This window comes from Dehalococcoidia bacterium (assembly GCA_030648205.1).
GTDB lineage: Bacteria > Chloroflexota > Dehalococcoidia > JAUSIH01 > JAUSIH01 > JAUSIH01.
On record JAUSIH010000060.1, the window covers coordinates 1 to 16,622 of the forward strand.

The window sequence follows — 16,622 nt, forward strand, 5'->3', positions numbered from 1 at the left end:
CGCAATGACATTGACGGCGAATTTCGGGAACACCACACTGGCGCTTTCGCGTTCCCGCCACAACGCGCCCGGTGGCGCGCCAATGGGAAATGTGACAAACTGGTGACAAGCGCTCAGGAGCATAGCCGCATGGCTGCTGACGACCTTTTCGAGGCCGCTGTCCAGATACTGCAAGACGACCCCCGCGTCTGCTCAGCCTTATGCAAGAAGCGCGGGACTTCGTCGCCTCCGGCCTCTGAGCCGGCAAGCGGAGCAGATACAATCCTCGCACAAGAGAGTGTCCAGAGGGACGCATACCTCTGGCGGGGGTCTGGGGGAGTCCCCCAGCTTCTCTACTAACTAACTCCCCCTTCCTGACAGAGCCTGTCCTGAGCTTGCCGAAGGAAAGGGGGGGCAGGGGGATGGTCGTACACGTCCTGATACCATTCTAAGGAGGTGATACATGCCCGCAGGAAAGAACAGCAAGACCCGCATCGGCATCAACGGCTTCGGGCGCATAGGACGGCAGGTGCTCCGCGCCATTCACGAGCGCCATCCGGACATTCTGGAAGTCGTCGCCGTCAACGACCTCACGGACGCGAAGACCAACGCCCACCTGTTCAAGTACGACACGAACTACGGCATCTATCCCGGCACGGTGGAGCCGCGCGACAGCGGGCTTACCATTGACGGGTGCGCCGTCCAGGTCTTCGCGCAGCGCGAGCCGGGCCAGATCCCGTGGCGCGACGCGGGCGTGGAGCTTGTCGTCGAGTCCACGGGCCGCTTCACCGACGCCGCGAAGGCCGCCGCGCACCGTCAGGGGGGCGCGAAGAAGGTCATCATCTCCGCGCCGGGCAAGGGCGAAGACATCACCATCGTCCTGGGCGTGAACGACATGCTGTACGACCCGGCCAAACACAACGTCATCTCCAACGCCTCCTGCACCACGAACTGCATCGCGCCCGTCGCCAAGGTGCTGCACGACGCCTTCGGCATCGAGCGCGGGCTGATGTCCACCATCCACGCCTACACCAACGACCAGAAGATACTCGACCAGGTACACGAGGACCTGCGCCGCGCACGCGCCGCCGCCATGAGCATCATCCCCACGACCACGGGCGCGGCCAGGGCGGTGGGCCTCGTGCTGCCGGAGCTTAAGGGCAAAATCCACGGCCTGGCCTTCCGCGTGCCGACGGCCACCGTGTCGGTGGTGGACTTCGTCGCCACGCTCAAGCGGCCCGTGAAGCCGGAAGAGGTCAACGCCGCCTACAAGCGCGCCGCTGAGACCAATCTGAAGGGCATCCTCCAGTACACGGAGGAAGAGCTGGTCAGCGTGGACTTCAAGGGCAATCCCCACAGCGCCATCCTGGACGCCCAGTTGACGATGGTGATGGAGGGGAACATGGTCAAGGTGGTGGCGTGGTACGACAACGAGTGGGGTTATAGCTGCCGCGTTGCCGACCTTGCGGCCAAGCTGGCGAAGATAGGGATGTAGGATAGGGTTTGGAGTTTAGGGACTGGAGGTTGGAGGCGCGGACATGAAGCGGCGACGTTTCCAGGTCATGCTGGAGTGGGATGCCGGCGATAAGGTGTGGGTGTCCTATGTGCCCGCGCTGAACTCTCTCTCGACGTTCGGGGAGACGCGGGCGAAAGCGCTGAGGAATACGAGAGAAGCAATCAAGGGCTATCTGGAAGCCGCGGAGAAAGAGGGGCTGCCGTTCTAGAGAAAGACAGCACGACGGAAGTGGTCACGGTTGAACTTCCGCCTTCATATTTCGCGTGCGGGGTGACGCAAGGCCGTTGACCAGATGTCATTTGACATGTAGAATACCTTAGCCTTCTTGTCGTCGTTGGAGGTTAGGTGGAGACATGGAAATTGTCAAGGCTGTTACACGCCTGGAACTGACAGAGGCCTTTCGCCCGTTCCTCGACTTGCGTGACTTGGCGCGTGTTGCAGGGGACAACCCAAAAGCCGAGTTGCAGGGGCCCCCTTTTGAATTCACGCAACCGCAAAAGAAGCAACGTGTGTTGTTGCATATGCGCGCCTTAGTCTTAGAGCATGAGGGCTTATCTTCGATAGAAGAGGGTGCAAAGAAAGCCGTGGAATTGCTAGCAAAGGTTCAGGCCGTCTCTCCCGTGCCGAAGGTTAACCGGCTGAGGTTTGACGTGTTGTTGATTGAACCATATCCCTTGCCATTCCACGAGCTAGTGCTGTTGATGAAGAAGCAGTATTTGAAAGACAGTGCCCTTGTGGATGCTTCCACAGATGTTGGCTTTTCTTTTGATCAGCAAGAAGGCACGGTAGTAAAACACTTCCAAATAGGTCCGATGGCACCAGTCCAACTACGCACAACGTATTTGACTTGGGGGCCTGAGAAGTTGCCTGATTGCTTTGTGTTCTTGAGTTTGGGTTATGAGCGAAATGAAGAGTTTGCATTCGAGACAAAAACCGTTGAGTCATTCTTGCAGACGGCAACAAAATGGCAGACGGGTCAAGCCGAGGCGATATTGGAAACCCTTCGACTGAAGAGGAGTTAAAAATGTCTACGGGTGCTAGTTCGCTGACAATACTTCCATCAAAAGTGGAGCGCGTTATGGTTGAATCAGCACAACCAGAAATACGAGTTGAAACGGGAGGCTCTAGCTATGTTAATCAGCAGGTGGGAGTGATCCTTCGCGAGACAATTCACCAAACAAGAGAAAGGGCTGGTGCCTCCAAAGTTAGGTACGCTTCGCTTGCAGAGGCACCTCGTACCGATATATCTGAGGAACGCAACCGCAGCATAACGGTTGCACCAGGGATTGCTCTGTCTGCTGAAGAGTATAAGCAGCGCTACGAGGGAATTGACCTTGAGCGTTTTAAGGCCCGAATGTCTCCGGACCTATTTCGCATTTTCGTGCGCTATATGGGAGCAATCCCTGGCCAAAATAAACTTGACGTGAATGAAATAGCATCGATTCCTGAGTAATATGCCGCGTATCGAATGGCAGCCTGGTATGAATATAGCCTCTCCTGTTTATTTGGATACAAATATCCTTGTGGGATATATCGTTAGGAGTCATCCTGTATACCGGAAAAGTGCACTCTTTGTTGGAGAGCTCTTGGCTTCCCGGTGTAGCGTGCAAGTGTCCCTGTTGTCCTTTCAAGAATCTTTTTGGGCTATGGCAAAGTTTTCGTATTGTGTCCAAGCTAACCAAGGGTCAGATGCACACTTTAGCCAGAGCGTATACAACAAGTGGCGCACTAGGATATTTGAGAATCATGGAATCTGGTTTGACGCCATAGTCTCCTTGCTTGAAGATTGGTCAAGAGCAGGGGTCTCTATACGCGTGATTCCTAACACTGAGGCGCAACTTAAGGAGGTTGTTGCGCGAACTCCCCAGTATATGCGTGGCTTTGGTCTAACGCCAGCGGACGCGGCTCACATGGCTCTTGCGTCATCTAATGCCCGGACTTTTGCTACAGCCGATAGAGACCTTGCAGAAATAACTGCCAACTTAGGTACGCAGGGCCTCGAAGTAGTGCATCTCAAACCGTAGAGTCGATATCATTCAAAGCAGCGAACGGCGGGCACATAGCCCGCCGCTCGCTTTTCCCGCGCCTGCTACAATAGTCTCGTTATGCAGGCGCCAGACCAGCCGCGGGACATCCCGCCCGCCATCGGCCAGCCGGACCTAACGCCTCCGCCGGAGCCGCCGCGCCCGGTCGCGCGCCGCCACGTCGGTCAGGGCGTGGCGCTCGCTCTTATTCTGGCGGGCATCGCGCTCATCGCGCTGGCGCTGCGCCTGAACGGCGTCCGGTGGGACCAGGGCCACCTGTTCCACCCGGACGAGCGGTTCATTCTCATGAAGGTCGGGGACATCAGCTTCCCCTGGCCGCCCGACCTGGCGCTGCTCCTGGACGCGGAGCGCAGCCCCTGGAACCCCCACCAGTTCCCTTACGGCAGCCTTGTATTCTATTTGCTGAAGCTGGCGGCGGGCCTCGCGGGTCTTGTATTGGGCCAGTCCGGCATTGACGACATGGCCGTCGTGGGGCGCGTGGTCATAGCCCTCCTGGACACGGGCGCGGTGCTGCTCATTTACGCACTGGGCGCGCGCCTCTACGGTCGCGCCACCGGCCTGCTGGCGGCGGGCTTCGCGGCGCTGGCGGTCATCAATATCCAACTCAGCCACTTCTACACGTCCGACCCGCTGCTCACCTTCTTTCTGGTCGGCTCCATGCTCTTTCTGGCGGGCCTGGCGCGCACGGGCAGATTGCGCGACGCTGCTCTGGCTGGACTGATGCTCGGTCTGGCGCTGGCGAGCAAGGTGAGCGCCGCGCCGTTCCTGCTGGCAGCGGGCGTGGCCGCTCTGGCATCCTGCTTCGAGGGCGACAGCCTGCATGCCGCCTCCTTCCGGCGCGAGCGCGTCGGGCGGGCTGTCGGCGCGTTCGCCCTGCTCCTGGGCGTTGCCGCAGTGGCCTTCGCCGTCGCCGCGCCATACGAGATACTAGACTTCCGCACCTTCGCGGGGGACGTCACGCGCGAGGGCGAGATGGCGCGGCGCATCGCGGACTTCCCGTACACGCGCCAGTACATTAACACGACGCCTTATCTCTACCACGTCCAGCAGCTTGCGACGTGGGGCCTGGGCTGGCCGCTGGGGCTGGTGGCGTGGGGCGGGCTGGCCGTGGCCTTCCTGATGGCCGTCATTCGGCGACGCAAGGCGGATGTGCTTCTGCTCACGTGGGTCGTGCCCTACTTCGTGGTCGTTGGCGCGTTCGACGTGAAGTTCCTGCGCTATATGCTGCCGATTACGCCGTTTCTGCTGCTATTCGGAGCGCGGGCGCTGGTGGGCCTCCACCGGGCCGTCCTTCGGTGGAAGGACGACGCGGCGGACACGTTCAGAGGGCGAGCGCGCCGGGTGCTGGCCGCGGCGCCGCGTGTGACCGCGGGCATTATTGTTGTCGTCCTGGCCGCAACGGCGCTCTATGCCGCCGCCTTCTCCGCCATCTACACGCGTCCGCATCCCGCTGTACTGGCCTCCCAATGGATTCAGGCGAACGTGCCCACCGGCGCCGTCGTCGCCAAGGAGCACTGGGAGGAAGGCATCCCGAATCTGGGGAGCTACCGTAACATTGAGTTGGGTCTCTACGAGCCTGACAACGCCGCCAAGCGCGATCTCATGGCGCGGCAGCTCGCCGAGGCCGACCTGGTGGTCTTTTACAGCAATCGCCTGTACGGGACCATTCCGCGCCTGCCCGACCGCTACCCCATGTCCAGCCGCTACTATCAGCTCCTGTTCAACGGCGACCTGGGTTTCGAGCTGGCGTACACCGCCGTATCGTATCCGAGTCTGGTGGGCGTGGGCCTGGTGGACGATACCTTCACGCGGCCGGGCCTGACGCCTCCCACGCCGTTGCGGGACTTCCAACCCAGCCCCGTGAGCGTCAACTTGGGCTATGCCGACGAGAGCTTCACCGCCTACGACCATCCCAAGGTCATGGTGTTCCGGAATGTCCGGCGCCTGGACGCGGGGGCCATCGCCGCCGCCCTGGGGGAGCCGTCTCCGCGCGAGTCGGGCCCGGGACCGGGGTTGGGGCTGGTGTTCACCCCCGCCGAGTGGCAGACGTACCGGGAGAACGGGACGTGGTCCGCGCTGTTCGACCGGCAAAGCCCCATGAACCGCGCGCCGGATCTGACATGGCTGCTTGCGGTGGAGCTCATGGCGCTGCTGGCCTTTCCGCTGACCTTCAAGGTCTGCGGGCGTCTGCCCGACAGGGGCTACGTGCTTGCCAAGAGCGTCGGTATCCTGCTTGTGGCCTATCTGACGTGGCTCGCGGCGAGCACGTGGGTGCTGCCGTTCGAGCGGGGGACAATCCTGCTGGCGATGGGCCTGCTGGGACTCGTCTCGGCGGGCGTCGCCTGGCGCTGGCGCGCCGAACTCCGGACGTGGCTGGCGCGGAACAGGCGCGTCGTCCTCACCGAGGAGGCCGTCTTCCTGGTGGCCTTCGCGGGCTTCTACGTCATCCGCATCCTGAACCCGGACCTGTGGCACGCCTGGCGCGGCGGCGAGAAGCCGATGGACTTCGCCTATCTGAACGCGGTTGTCCGGTCCGTGTACATGCCCCCGTACGACCCCTGGTTCGCCGGAGGCTATCTGAACTACTACTACTTCGGCCAGTTCATCACTGCCACCATCATCAAGCTGACGGGCATCATTCCCTCGGTGGCCTACAACCTGGCGGTGCCGCTCTTCTACGCCCTGACGGCCAGCGCCGCCTTCTCGATTGCATATAACCTGGCGGCGGCATTCCTGCACGGCGCCAATCTGAAGACGGCGCGCCGTCTGCCCTCTCCTATCGTCGCGGGGGTAGCGGGCGCGGTGCTCGTGGCCGCCATCGGCAACCTGGACGGCGGTATTCAGGTCGCGCAGGGAGCGTGGCGCGTGGTGACGGACAACATTCCGTTCCCGCCGTTCGACTTCTGGCGCTCCAGCCGGATGATGCCGCCCACCATCAGCATCACCGAGTTCCCGTTCTGGTCGTTCCTTTTCGCCGATCTGCATGCGCACCTGATGGGCATGCCCTTCTATCTGCTGGTCATTGGGCTGGCGCTGAACATGGCCCTGGGGTGGAAGCGCGGCGTCGGCTTCGCATCGGAGACGGCCTCGCTTCTGCTGGCGGCCCTGGCGATAGGCGCCCTGCGCGTCATTAATAGCTGGGACTACCCCACGTTCATCCTGCTGGCGGGCGCGGGCGTGGCGATAGGAGAGATAGGCGCGCGGCGAGGGCTGGACACGGGAGCGGTTGTCTGGGTGGTGCTGAAGCTGGCGGCGCTGGTTGTCCTCTCGACCCTTTTCTTCCTGCCTTTTCATGAGAAATTCAAAGTCTTTTATAACGGCGTCCTCCCGAGTGCGGAGCAGACACCCCTGCACCAGTACCTGGCCGTCCACGGTCTGTTCCTGTTCCTGGTTATCAGCTACGTTGCGTTCGAGCTGTGGCGCATGGCGAGGCCATCGGGTCCGAGGCCGGGGCGGACGCCCGTGGGCATCGGCGCGGCGCTGGCCGACCAGCGGGGCCTCGTGACGGTGCCCCCATACGGAGGGCCAACCGCGATAGGCGCGGACGCCTCGGGCGGTGTGTACTTCTGGCCTGTGTACACCGGCGTCATCGGCGCCACGGCCCTGACGCTGTACCTGCTGCGGTATGAGACCATCGCTTTCCTGTTCGTCCTCCTGGCCGCCGTCGTTGCCCTGGCGGAACTCACCCTGATGCGCCTGCGCGAGGAAGGGGCTGCGCCGCGCTTGTATGTCCTGGCGCTCGTGGCGCTGGCGCTGGGACTTGGCATCGGCGTGGATGTGGTCACGGTGCAGGGAGACATTGAGCGGATGAACACCGTGTTCAAGTTCTACCTCCAGGCATGGGTGTTGCTGGGGCTGGCCTCGGCCTTCGTGCTGTGGCGGCTCGGCGCGGGCATGGCGCTTCCCGCGCGCCCGCTGGGGCTGCCGCGCGTCGCGTGGGTGGCGTGCTTCGCTGTGCTGCTCGTCGCCAGCCTGGCGTTCCCCGTCCTGGGCACGCCCGCGCGCATCGCCGACCGCTTCGTCGCGTTGCCTCCCACGAACGATGGCATGGCGTACATGCAGTTCGCCGTGCACAGGGAGGAGGACCGCGAGATGGAGCTCCGGTGGGACTATAAGGCGATTAGCTGGCTCCAGGATAATGTGCAGGGGTCGCCGGTCATCCTGGAGGGGAATACGGACCAGTACCACTGGGGGAACCGTGTGTCCGTCTATACGGGGCTGCCCGACGTCGTAGGATGGGACTGGCATCAGCGGCAGCAGCGCGTGGCCTACGACTGGGCCGTCACCGCCCGGCGCGCCGACGTGAAGGAAATGTACTCCTTGTTGAACGAGCGGCGGACGCTGGAACTGCTCCGCAAGTACCAGGTGGAGTACGTGTACGTGGGGCCTCTGGAGCGGGTCTATTATCCGGAGGCGGGGCTTGCCAAGTTCGAGCGCATGGTGGGAACTTCACTGGATGTGGCCTTCTCCAGCCCTAAGGTAGTCATCTACAGGGTCAGAGCGGCTTCCTGACATCACGGTGGCGCTCGTGCCAGAGCGGGCTTGCCGCTGGCGTCAGCCTCTGTTAGACTCGAGTTGACTCGAGCCATAAGGAGGTGGCGCAATGAGCCCTGAACCCATCGCCATAATGCGGGATATCGTCATTATTCTGTTTGGCGTTCTTGGCATTGCTTGCGCCATCACCATAACGATCCTCGTAGTGCGGGCGTACAGGAAGGTGGCCCGTACGCTTGACGCCATCTGCCTGGCCGTGGAGGTGATGGAGGAGTCGGCCAAAGTGATCTCGCGGGCTGCGGGGTCGCTGGTGACGGGCGCGGGCATCGGGTCATTGCTGATGGGGGTTGTCACGAGTCTGTTCCGCGCAGGCGGAAACAAGTAGGCAAATCGGGCAGGAGGTATGTCATGGACGAGCACGGGCATGAACTTCGGAGCTTTATGATTGGCGCGCTGGTAGGAGCCGCCGTTGGCGCGGCGCTCGGGATCTTGCTGGCGCCGCGCTCCGGTGCGGAGACGCGGAAAATGATAGGCGCAAAGGCCACCGAGTTGAGCGGGAAGCTGCAGGACGAGGTGGAGGACCTCAAGCAGAAGGCCGCTGAAATTCGGGAACGCGTTCAGCAGATAGCGCGCCCCAAGGACTCGCCGAAACAGACCTAATTCACGCGGTCTGAGTGGGCTCCTATTCCAGACTGGCGACCGCGCACGGCGCTCATGCCGGAGCGCCGTTACGGAAGCGGGGGTAGGAGCCCAGGATCTTGAACATCCCCACGCGCTTTCGCACACCCTCCAGCGCCGCTTTGACAGGCGGGTCCAACCGGTGCCCTTCCGTGTCTATCAGGAAGACGTACTTGCCCAGCGTTTCCTTTGATGGTCGCGACTCGACCTTGTCCAGGTTGATGTTCCTCTGGGCGAATTCCCCCATGACGCCATAAAGCTGCCCCGGCTCGTCGTTGTTGAACGAGAAGCAGATGGACGTCTTGTCGTGGCCCGTAGGCGTCCGGCTGTCCTCGTGGGCGATGACCACGAAGCGTGTCATGTTCACGGGGTTGTCCTGAATGCCGCTGGCGAGGGAGACCATTCCGTAGAGATCGGCCGCCCGCTTCGGCGCGATAGCCGCGGCGGGCACGGGGCTGTTCTTGGCCTCTTCCACCGCCCTTGCGTTGCTCAGCGACGCCATGAGCTGCGCCTTTGGGAAGCAACGCTCCAGGAAGCGCCGACACTGGCCCAACGACTGCGGATGCGAATAGATGACCTGGATATCGTTCACGTTCGTTCCGGGCTTGGCCATGAGGTGGTGGTTGATGGGAAGCACCAGCTCCTTGCGAATGCGCAGCCGTGACTCGTGAATGAGCACGTCCAGCGTGTCGTTCACCGAGCCTTCCAGGCTGTTCTCGATGGCGACCACCCCTTCGTCCGCCATGCCGGTGTCCACGGCGGCTGCGACCGCCAGCACGCTGGACAGCGGCGTGAGCAGGGCCGTCGGGTCGTGCCGCAGCGTGGCCTCTTCCGTGTATGTCCCGGTCGGCCCCAGATAGGCGATGCGCCTGGCCTGAGCTGCGGTCACGGGGTGGGTTCCGGGCCGGCCTGCAATTTCTCCAGTTGCTCGTCCTTGCCCGCCACGACAAAGATGTCGTCCGCCTGGATGCGCTCCACCCGGTCCGGCATCAGGATGACGTCATTCCCTCGTTTGATGAGCAACGCGGCGATGCTCGTCTTGCTCCGCAGGCTCAGCCCTGCCTCCTCCAGCGTCATGCCGGTATAACGTTCGGGTAGCTTCAGCTTGATCACGCCGTAGTTTGCTCCGACGACGGTGTAGTCCAGGACGTTCTTGTACCCCAGGCTGTGCGCCACCTGCACGCCCATGTCCGCCTCGGGATAGACCACGTTGTCCGCTCCCAGCTTCTCAAGGGCGGCGCCGTGGAGATCGTTCTCCGCCCGGGCCAGCAGGTAGGGCACTCCCAGCCGCTTCAGCAAGATCGTGGACAGCAGGCTGCTCTGCAAGTCGCCGCCGATGGCCACGATAGCCGCGTCGAAGTTGCTGATGCCCATCTCCTTCAACGACGCCTCATCGGTGGCGTCCCCCTTGACGGGATAGGTCACCTGCCCTACCAGGGCCTGCACCGCCTTCTCGTCCTTGTCAACGGCCAGAACGTCGTGCCCAAGCTGGTACAGCGTCCGGGCCACGCTGGACCCGAAACGCCCCAGGCCAATGACCGCCACCTGTTTCTTCGCCATCGTCCGCTCGAAAGCCCTCGTCTAGCCGATTTTGATCCGTTCCTGGGCGAACCGGATGCTCTTGGCTTCCTCCCGCTGGGCAAGGGACAGGGCCAGCGTCAGCGGGCCGAGCCTGCCGACGAACATCATGCTAATGATAATCAAGCGGCCCAGTAGAGACAAGTCCGGCGTTATGCCGGTGCTGAGTCCCACCGTGCCGAAGGCCGAGAAGGCCTCGAAGAGGACCCGGATGAAAGAGTGGGACTCCGTCAACGAGAGAAGCAGAATCGTGGAGAAGACGAGTCCCAGAGACAGCACCACAACGGCCAGCGCCCGGCTCATCACGTCCTCAGGCAGCTCCCGCCCGAAGGCCTCCACGTGGCTGCGCCCACGCATGGAGGACCAGACGGACGCCAGCAGCACTCCCAGCGTGTTGGCCTTGATGCCGCCCGCCGTGGAGCCGGACGCCCCGCCCACGAACATCAGTCCGCAGGTGAAGAACAGAGTGAAGTCACGCAGCTTGCCGATGTCCACGCTGGCGAAGCCGGCGGTCCGCGGCGCCACCGACTGGAACATCGCGTTCGCCAGCTTGAGGCCGGGTGGCAGATTGCCCAGGGTGGACGGGTTGGTGAACTCGGCCAGGAGGATGACGACGGCGCCCATCACCCACAGGAGGATACTGATGGTCACCACCAGGCGGCTGTCTAGGCTCATCCTGGTCAGGTTGCGTGTCTTGACGAAGTCCGCGATAACCGTGTAGCTGATGCCGCCCAGCATGATGAGGACGGCCAGTGTTCCCATCACCAGAAGATTGCCGTTGTAGATGACGAAGCTGGTGTTGCCGGGAAGAATGTCGAAGCCTGCGTTGTTGAACGCGGAGACCGAGTGGAATAGGGCCTTCCAGACTCCCTCCACGCCGGGGAAGTCCTTCGAGAACTGGACGTAGAGGATAGCCGCGCCCACCGCCTCGATGAGGAAGGACACGTAGGCCACGCGCCGCAGCAGGCGGATAATGCCGCCGACGGCGTACTCGCCGAGCGCCTCCCGCAGCGCCAGGCGTTCTCCCAGCGTGATGCGCCGCCCCGCAAGCAGAAGCATGATGGTGGACATGCTCATGAAGCCCAGGCCGCCCGCCTGGACAAGCAATAGGACTACGACCTGGCCGAAGGGGCTCCAGTAGGTGCCCATATTGACCACCGTCAGCCCGGTTACGGTGACGGCGGAGGTGGCGATGAAAAAGGCGTCTAGGAACGGCGCGGGCCGCCCCGTGGCGGTGGAGAAGGGCAGCATCAGGAGCAGAGTGCCTACTATGATGAGCGCCGCAAAGCCGTACATCAGCAGTATCGGCCCGTGGGGCTTGGCGACGCGCTGCCTGAGCGGGCTCAGGTCAATGCGGACAGGCTGGACCCGAGGATGTCGTCTGATGTCCCTGCGAGCTGGCTTGCCCCATGGAAACAGTCGCACCAGTTCTCCTTACGTGCGCCGAGCGCGTCGGGAAGCAGGCAACGCCGGACCGCTCATCTGAGGCGGATTCTAGCCAGCATTGGCATACATGTCAAACACGCGGGCTGGCTATTTGCGTCACCCACACAGGAAAAGTATAATAGATTTCGAGTGCGAGGGTATCCCTTTATGTATACAGGAGTGAAATAGTAAATATATGGAGAAGGGGACCTGGACGGTCAAGACGGGCTTGGCCCAGATGTTGAAGGGCGGCGTCATCATGGACGTGGTGAACGCCGAGCAGGCCCGGATTGGGGAGGCGTCGGGTGCGGTGGCTGTCATGGCCCTGGAGCGCGTACCCGCGGACATCCGCGCCGCGGGCGGAGTGGCCCGCATGGCCGACCCCCGCAAAATAGAAGAGATCATGAAGGCCGTGACCATCCCCGTGATGGCCAAGTGCCGTATCGGCCACTTTGTGGAGGCGCAGGTACTGGAGTCCCTGGGCGTGGACTTTATTGACGAGTCGGAAGTCCTCACCCCGGCGGACGAGCAGAACCACATCTGGAAGCATTCATTTGGTATCCCCTACGTATGCGGCGCGCGCGACCTGGGCGAGGCCCTTCGGCGCATCGCCGAGGGCGCGGCGATGATTCGGACCAAGGGAGAAGCGGGAACGGGCAATGTGGTGGAAGCAGTGCGCCACATGCGCGCCGTCATGCAGGGCATTCGCCGCGTGCAGGGCCTCCAGGAGGACGAGCTCATGGCGGAGGCCAAGGCGATGGGCGCTCCCTTCGCGCTCGTCCAGCAAGTCCATCGCGATGGCCGCCTGCCCGTCGTCAACTTTGCGGCCGGCGGCTTGGCCACTCCCGCCGATGCGGCGCTGATGATGCAGCTTGGCGCGGAAGGGGTCTTCGTCGGCTCGGGCATCTTCAAGGCGGAGAACCCGGAGACCCGCGGCAAGGCCATCGTCCGCGCGGTCACACACTACAAGGACCCCGCCATCATCGCCGAGGCCAGCAAAGGCCTGGGCGAGCCCATGCCCGGTATGGATATCCGCACCATCAAACCCGAGGCGCTTCTAGCCTCCAGGGGCTGGTAAAGAAGGGTAAGACACGTCTTTTGCACGCTCTATGACGCGGATAGGTGTTCTCGCACTCCAGGGCGACTTCGCGGAGCACGCCGTGGCGCTCAAGAACACCGGGGCGGAGGCTGTGGAGGTCCGGCTTCCCGCCGACCTCGACAGTGTGGACGGGTTGATTGTGCCAGGTGGGGAGAGCACCACCATTACCACCCTCATGCGGGAGTACGGGGTAGACCAGAAGCTGACGGCTCTCGCCGCTCAGGGCTTCCCTGTCTTGGGTACATGCGCGGGCATGATCGTCCTGGCGGCGCGGGTTGTGGGCGCGCAGCAGCCATGCCTGGGACTGATTGACCTGGACGTGCGGCGCAACGCCTTCGGGCGCCAGGTGGACAGCTTTGAGACAGACCTGGTTGTATCCGTTTTGGGACCGGAACCCCTGCACGCCATATTCATTCGCGCCCCTGTCATCGAGCGGACCGGCCCCAAGGTACAGGTGCTGGCGCGGCTATCCAACGGGACGCCCGTGGCCGCTCAGCAGGGGTCCATCCTGGTATCCGCCTTTCACCCCGAGCTGACCGCGGACTCGCGTTTCCATCGTTATTTCATCACCCTCGCGACGCGGAGGAAGGCTGAGGGATGATCCGCTCCCTTCAACCGGCGGACCTGTGGAGCCTGGTCCAGTTTACTCGGACGCCTCGGGCCAATGAGGCGCGCCCCCGTGAGAAGCTGACCCGAAGCTGTGCCGAGACCGTGCCTCCGCACGCCGTCTTTGCCGACTGGGTTCCCGCCCGAGGGCGGCGCTATGTGTGGGTCACCTCGGCCGACCGGCAGATCCGGGCGGTGGCCTCCTTGCGACCGCGGGCCGGCAGGGATGCGTGGGAGATAGACACGCTGTTGCTGGGGGCGGACAGCGGCGGCCTGTGCGCCGAGCTGCTGGAACGTGTGGGACTGACCGCGGGCGCACAGGGCGTCCAGCGCGTATTCTTGCGTTTGGACAGCGAAAGTCCTCTCGTGCCCGAGGCTGCCCGCGCCGGATTTGTGACGTACCAGAGAGAGCGCCTGGTGCAGGCCTGCGCCCAGCCCTCCGCCGCCGCGCCTTCCGTTCCGCCTGAGATGCGTCCCCGCGCCGCGTGTGATGACTATCCGCTCTTTCGCCTGTACCAGGTGTCCGTCCCTTCCGGCGTCCAGGCCGCAGAGGGCGCCACGTTCAAGGAGTGGCAGGCCACGCGGGAGAAGGGATGGGGACAGGGCAAGCGGAGCGAGTTCGTGTACGAGGGGAACGGCCAGTTGCTTGGGTGGCTCCGCGTGACACATGCCGCCAAGTGCGGCTATCTGGACATTCTGGTGCGTCCGAATGACGAGGCCGTGGCCCGCGTTTTGGCGGACGTCGGGGGCCAGCGCCTGGCGGGCAAGGAGTGCGTCCTGAGCCTGGTCCGTGAGACGGACACGGCCGTCATACGCAGCCTGCGGACGCGCGGGTTCGAGCAAAGGGAAGAGTACGTAACCCTGGTCAAACATATGGCGGCGCGTGTGCGCGCGCCTTGCCTTATACCCGCGGGAGCATAATGGAAGAGCAAGTCCTCAGCCCTCAGCCCTCATCGTTTCAGGCCACGCCGTTTCCGCGCACGGTGACCGACGACCTGGATGCCCTTCTGGACGCCCTCCCTCCGCGTATCGCGGAGCCTCTGCGTCGCCACAAGGACCGCGCCGAACTGCTGGAGGTCGTCATGGACATGGGCCGCCTGCCGGAGGCCCGTTTCCTGAACCAGGAGATAGTCCTCAGCCCCGACGAGGTCACCGAGCAGGACATGGCCTACGTGGTGAGCCGCATCGGCATCTTCGGCGGGGACAACCGTGCGGGCATCCCGCGCACGCTGCACCGCATCTCGGCCATCCGTAATCGCAAGGGGGCCATCGTCGGCTTGACCTGTCGCGTCGGGCGCGCCGTTTTCGGCACCATCCGCATTATTGAAGACCTGATAGGCACCGGCAAGAGCATCCTGCTCATGGGCAAGCCCGGTGTGGGCAAGACGACCATGCTGCGCGAGCTTGCGCGCGTCATGTCGGAGCAGTTCCGCAAGCGCGTCGTCGTCGTGGACACGTCCAACGAGATCGGCGGCGACGGCGACATCCCCCATCCGGGCATCGGCCGGGCGCGGCGCATGCAGGTGCCGACCCCCGCGCTCCAGCACGCGGTGATGATCGAGGCGGTGGAAAATCACATGCCGCAGGCCATCATCATTGACGAAATCGGCACGGAACTGGAGGCCAGCGCGGCCCGCACCATCGCCGAGCGAGGCGTCCAGCTTGTGGCCACGGCCCACGGGAATACCTTGGAGAACCTGGCCAAGAACCCCACGCTGGCGGATCTGGTGGGCGGCATCCAGGCCGTGACGCTGGGCGACGAAGAGGCCCGGCGCCGCGGCACGCAGAAGACCATCCTGGAGAGGAAAGCCCCGCCGACCTTCGAGATTGTGGTTGAAATCCAAAACTGGAACAAGGTCGCGGTGCACCTGGACACCGCTGAGGCGGTGGACTCCACGCTCCGGGGGCGGCCCGTCCCGCCGGAGGTCCGCGACATGGACGATGCGGGCAACGTGGTCAAGGAGCGCACGCCGGTGGTGGAGTTTTCGCCGTCCGGCCGGCATCCCGCCATGGGGCCGCGGGCGTCGATGTCTGGCGCGGGGGATCATCCGCGGAACGGCGAGAAGGGCCCCACGCGCATCTACCCCTTCGGCGTCAGCAGGGGCGGTCTGGACCGGGCTATCCGGGCGATGGGCCTGCCCGCTCAGCTTGTGGACGACGCCCGCCATGCGGACGTGATTATCACCACCAAGAGCTACTACCGCCGGCGTCCGGTCGCGGTGAGGGAAGCCGAGGGTCAATCGCTGCCCATCTTCGTCCTGCGCACGAACAGCCCGCAGCAGATTGAGCAGAGCCTGCTGACCGTCTGCAACGTGGAGAAGCCGCAGCCCGGCGCGTCCAACGCGGGCGACCCCCTTACGCGGGCCATGCAGGAGGCCGAGGTGGCGGCGCGGAAGATATCCGTCGGGGACGCGGAAGCCCTGGAGCTAAGCCCGCAGACGTCCTACATCCGCAGGCTGCAGCACCAGGTAGCCGAGCGGTTCCGCGTAAGCTCTCATTCCGATGGACGCGAGCCTTTCCGGCGGGTGCGCCTGTTCCGGGGGTATCGCCACGGCTAGCTCCGGCGGCCTGTTCATCACCTTTGAAGGCGGCGAGGGGAGCGGCAAGACCACCCAGGCCCGCCTGCTGGCGCGACGCCTTCGGCGCCGCGGAGTGGACGTTCTGCTCACCCACGAGCCGGGCGGCACGCCCCTGGGCGAGCGGGCGCGACGCATCCTGAAAGGCGCCATCCCGGCCTCTCCGCTGGCGGAGCTGCTCCTCTTCGCGGCGGCCCGCGCACAGCTTGTCGCGGGCGTCCTGCGCCCCGCGCTGGAGGCGGGTACGTGGGTCGTCTGCGACCGCTATACGGACTCGACAGTCGCCTATCAGGGCTATGGGCGCGGGCTGGACATGGCGGCCATCCGCGCCGTCAACGCCCTGGCGACGGGCAGCCTGCGGCCATCGCTCACGTTCCTTCTGGATGTGCCCGTAGAGGCGGGGCTGCGCCGCAAGGGCGCCTCCGACGACCGTTTTGAAGGGGAAGGGCTGGCCTTTCATCGGCGCGTGCGCTCCGGCTACCGGGAACTGGCGCGGCGGGAGTCGGGACGCGTCGTGGTCGTTGACGGGCGGGAAGCCGCATCGGTGATCGCCCGGCGCATCTGGGCGCGCGTGGAGCCGCTGCTGGGCTAAGAGGGCCGCCCCAGTACAGCGCCTTGACAGGGGC

15 protein-coding genes are annotated in these 16,622 nt (G+C 63.8%); 12 read left to right on the forward strand and 3 right to left on the reverse strand.

The genetic code is table 11. The annotated features are described in order from the left end of the window. Window positions 1-442 precede the first annotated feature (442 nt). The 7 genes from gap (at window position 443) to Q7T26_07925 (ending at window position 8,694) form a co-directional block, all read left to right on the forward strand. Window positions 443-1,474, forward strand: coding sequence for a type I glyceraldehyde-3-phosphate dehydrogenase (gene gap / locus Q7T26_07895; GenBank protein MDO8532074.1), 1,032 nt, complete (start codon window positions 443-445; stop codon window positions 1,472-1,474). 43 nt (window positions 1,475-1,517) lie between these two features. Beyond that, a complete protein-coding gene (locus Q7T26_07900; protein ID MDO8532075.1) occupies window positions 1,518-1,703 on the forward strand; it encodes a type II toxin-antitoxin system HicB family antitoxin in 186 nt (61 codons plus the stop codon). 145 nt (window positions 1,704-1,848) lie between these two features. Then, window positions 1,849-2,517 (forward strand): hypothetical protein, encoded by a 669-nt coding sequence (locus Q7T26_07905; protein ID MDO8532076.1) that lies wholly within the window; start codon window positions 1,849-1,851, stop codon window positions 2,515-2,517. A 2-nt stretch (window positions 2,518-2,519) separates the two neighbouring features. Then, window positions 2,520-2,948 (forward strand): hypothetical protein, encoded by a 429-nt coding sequence (locus tag Q7T26_07910; protein MDO8532077.1) that lies wholly within the window; start codon window positions 2,520-2,522, stop codon window positions 2,946-2,948. Window positions 2,949-3,600: 652 nt separating this feature from the next. Beyond that, complete coding sequence (locus Q7T26_07915) at window positions 3,601-8,052, forward strand: DUF2298 domain-containing protein (GenBank protein ID MDO8532078.1); 4,452 nt, start codon at window positions 3,601-3,603, stop codon at window positions 8,050-8,052. Window positions 8,053-8,143: 91 nt separating this feature from the next. Continuing rightward, the gene (locus Q7T26_07920; protein ID MDO8532079.1) at window positions 8,144-8,419 is read left to right on the forward strand and encodes a hypothetical protein; all 276 of its coding nucleotides are present in this window, start codon (window positions 8,144-8,146) and stop codon (window positions 8,417-8,419) included. 23 nt (window positions 8,420-8,442) lie between these two features. Next, the gene (locus Q7T26_07925) at window positions 8,443-8,694 is read left to right on the forward strand and encodes a YtxH domain-containing protein (protein MDO8532080.1); all 252 of its coding nucleotides are present in this window, start codon (window positions 8,443-8,445) and stop codon (window positions 8,692-8,694) included. A gap of 52 nt (window positions 8,695-8,746) precedes the next feature. On the opposite strand, the gene pheA is transcribed toward Q7T26_07925, so the two are convergent. Genes pheA through Q7T26_07940 form a run of 3 tightly spaced genes read right to left on the reverse strand, consistent with a single transcriptional unit; the run spans window position 8,747 to window position 11,715 of the window. After that, on the reverse strand, window positions 8,747-9,601 hold the full coding sequence (gene pheA, locus Q7T26_07930) for a prephenate dehydratase (GenBank protein ID MDO8532081.1): 855 nt from the start codon (window positions 9,599-9,601) through the stop codon (window positions 8,747-8,749). Further along, window positions 9,598-10,272, reverse strand: a complete 675-nt coding sequence (locus Q7T26_07935) for a TrkA family potassium uptake protein (GenBank protein MDO8532082.1) — start codon at window positions 10,270-10,272, stop codon at window positions 9,598-9,600. The genes pheA and Q7T26_07935 overlap by 4 nt, the downstream gene beginning before the upstream one ends. Before the next feature lie 21 nt (window positions 10,273-10,293). Further along, window positions 10,294-11,715 carry a TrkH family potassium uptake protein gene (locus tag Q7T26_07940; GenBank protein MDO8532083.1) on the reverse strand — a complete coding sequence of 474 codons (1,422 nt, stop codon included), beginning with the start codon at window positions 11,713-11,715 and terminating at the stop codon, window positions 10,294-10,296. Between the two features lie 196 nt (window positions 11,716-11,911). Here Q7T26_07940 and pdxS point away from each other — a divergent pair, with 196 nt between their 5' ends. From pdxS to tmk, 5 genes are read left to right on the forward strand one after another with little or no spacing between them, the layout of a single operon-like run. Beyond that, window positions 11,912-12,793, forward strand: coding sequence for a pyridoxal 5'-phosphate synthase lyase subunit PdxS (gene pdxS / locus Q7T26_07945; protein ID MDO8532084.1), 882 nt, complete (start codon window positions 11,912-11,914; stop codon window positions 12,791-12,793). Window positions 12,794-12,824: 31 nt separating this feature from the next. Further along, window positions 12,825-13,415, forward strand: a complete 591-nt coding sequence (gene pdxT / locus Q7T26_07950) for a pyridoxal 5'-phosphate synthase glutaminase subunit PdxT (protein MDO8532085.1) — start codon at window positions 12,825-12,827, stop codon at window positions 13,413-13,415. After that, window positions 13,412-14,341, forward strand: coding sequence for a hypothetical protein (locus Q7T26_07955; GenBank protein MDO8532086.1), 930 nt, complete (start codon window positions 13,412-13,414; stop codon window positions 14,339-14,341). Before pdxT ends, Q7T26_07955 begins: the two co-directional genes overlap by 4 nt. Then, the gene (locus Q7T26_07960) at window positions 14,341-15,978 is read left to right on the forward strand and encodes a R3H domain-containing nucleic acid-binding protein (protein ID MDO8532087.1); all 1,638 of its coding nucleotides are present in this window, start codon (window positions 14,341-14,343) and stop codon (window positions 15,976-15,978) included. Before Q7T26_07955 ends, Q7T26_07960 begins: the two co-directional genes overlap by 1 nt. Further along, the gene (gene tmk / locus Q7T26_07965; protein MDO8532088.1) at window positions 15,923-16,588 is read left to right on the forward strand and encodes a dTMP kinase; all 666 of its coding nucleotides are present in this window, start codon (window positions 15,923-15,925) and stop codon (window positions 16,586-16,588) included. The genes Q7T26_07960 and tmk overlap by 56 nt, the downstream gene beginning before the upstream one ends. Window positions 16,589-16,622 lie beyond the last annotated feature (34 nt).

Excerpts from the sequence above, each read along its gene's own strand:
- gap (MDO8532074.1), top strand. The coding sequence starts at position 443 with ATGCCCGCAGGAAAGAACAGCAAGACCCGCATCGGCATCAACGGCTTC.
- Q7T26_07900 (MDO8532075.1), top strand. The coding sequence starts at position 1,518 with ATGAAGCGGCGACGTTTCCAGGTCATGCTGGAGTGGGATGCCGGCGAT.
- Q7T26_07905 (MDO8532076.1), top strand. The coding sequence starts at position 1,849 with ATGGAAATTGTCAAGGCTGTTACACGCCTGGAACTGACAGAGGCCTTT.
- Q7T26_07910 (MDO8532077.1), top strand. The coding sequence starts at position 2,520 with ATGTCTACGGGTGCTAGTTCGCTGACAATACTTCCATCAAAAGTGGAG.
- Q7T26_07915 (MDO8532078.1), top strand. The coding sequence starts at position 3,601 with ATGCAGGCGCCAGACCAGCCGCGGGACATCCCGCCCGCCATCGGCCAG.
- Q7T26_07920 (MDO8532079.1), top strand. The coding sequence starts at position 8,144 with ATGAGCCCTGAACCCATCGCCATAATGCGGGATATCGTCATTATTCTG.
- Q7T26_07925 (MDO8532080.1), top strand. The coding sequence starts at position 8,443 with ATGGACGAGCACGGGCATGAACTTCGGAGCTTTATGATTGGCGCGCTG.
- Q7T26_07935 (MDO8532082.1), bottom strand. The coding sequence starts at position 10,272 with ATGGCGAAGAAACAGGTGGCGGTCATTGGCCTGGGGCGTTTCGGGTCC.
- pdxS (MDO8532084.1), top strand. The coding sequence starts at position 11,912 with ATGGAGAAGGGGACCTGGACGGTCAAGACGGGCTTGGCCCAGATGTTG.
- pdxT (MDO8532085.1), top strand. The coding sequence starts at position 12,825 with ATGACGCGGATAGGTGTTCTCGCACTCCAGGGCGACTTCGCGGAGCAC.
- Q7T26_07955 (MDO8532086.1), top strand. The coding sequence starts at position 13,412 with ATGATCCGCTCCCTTCAACCGGCGGACCTGTGGAGCCTGGTCCAGTTT.
- Q7T26_07960 (MDO8532087.1), top strand. The coding sequence starts at position 14,341 with ATGGAAGAGCAAGTCCTCAGCCCTCAGCCCTCATCGTTTCAGGCCACG.
- tmk (MDO8532088.1), top strand. The coding sequence starts at position 15,923 with ATGGACGCGAGCCTTTCCGGCGGGTGCGCCTGTTCCGGGGGTATCGCC.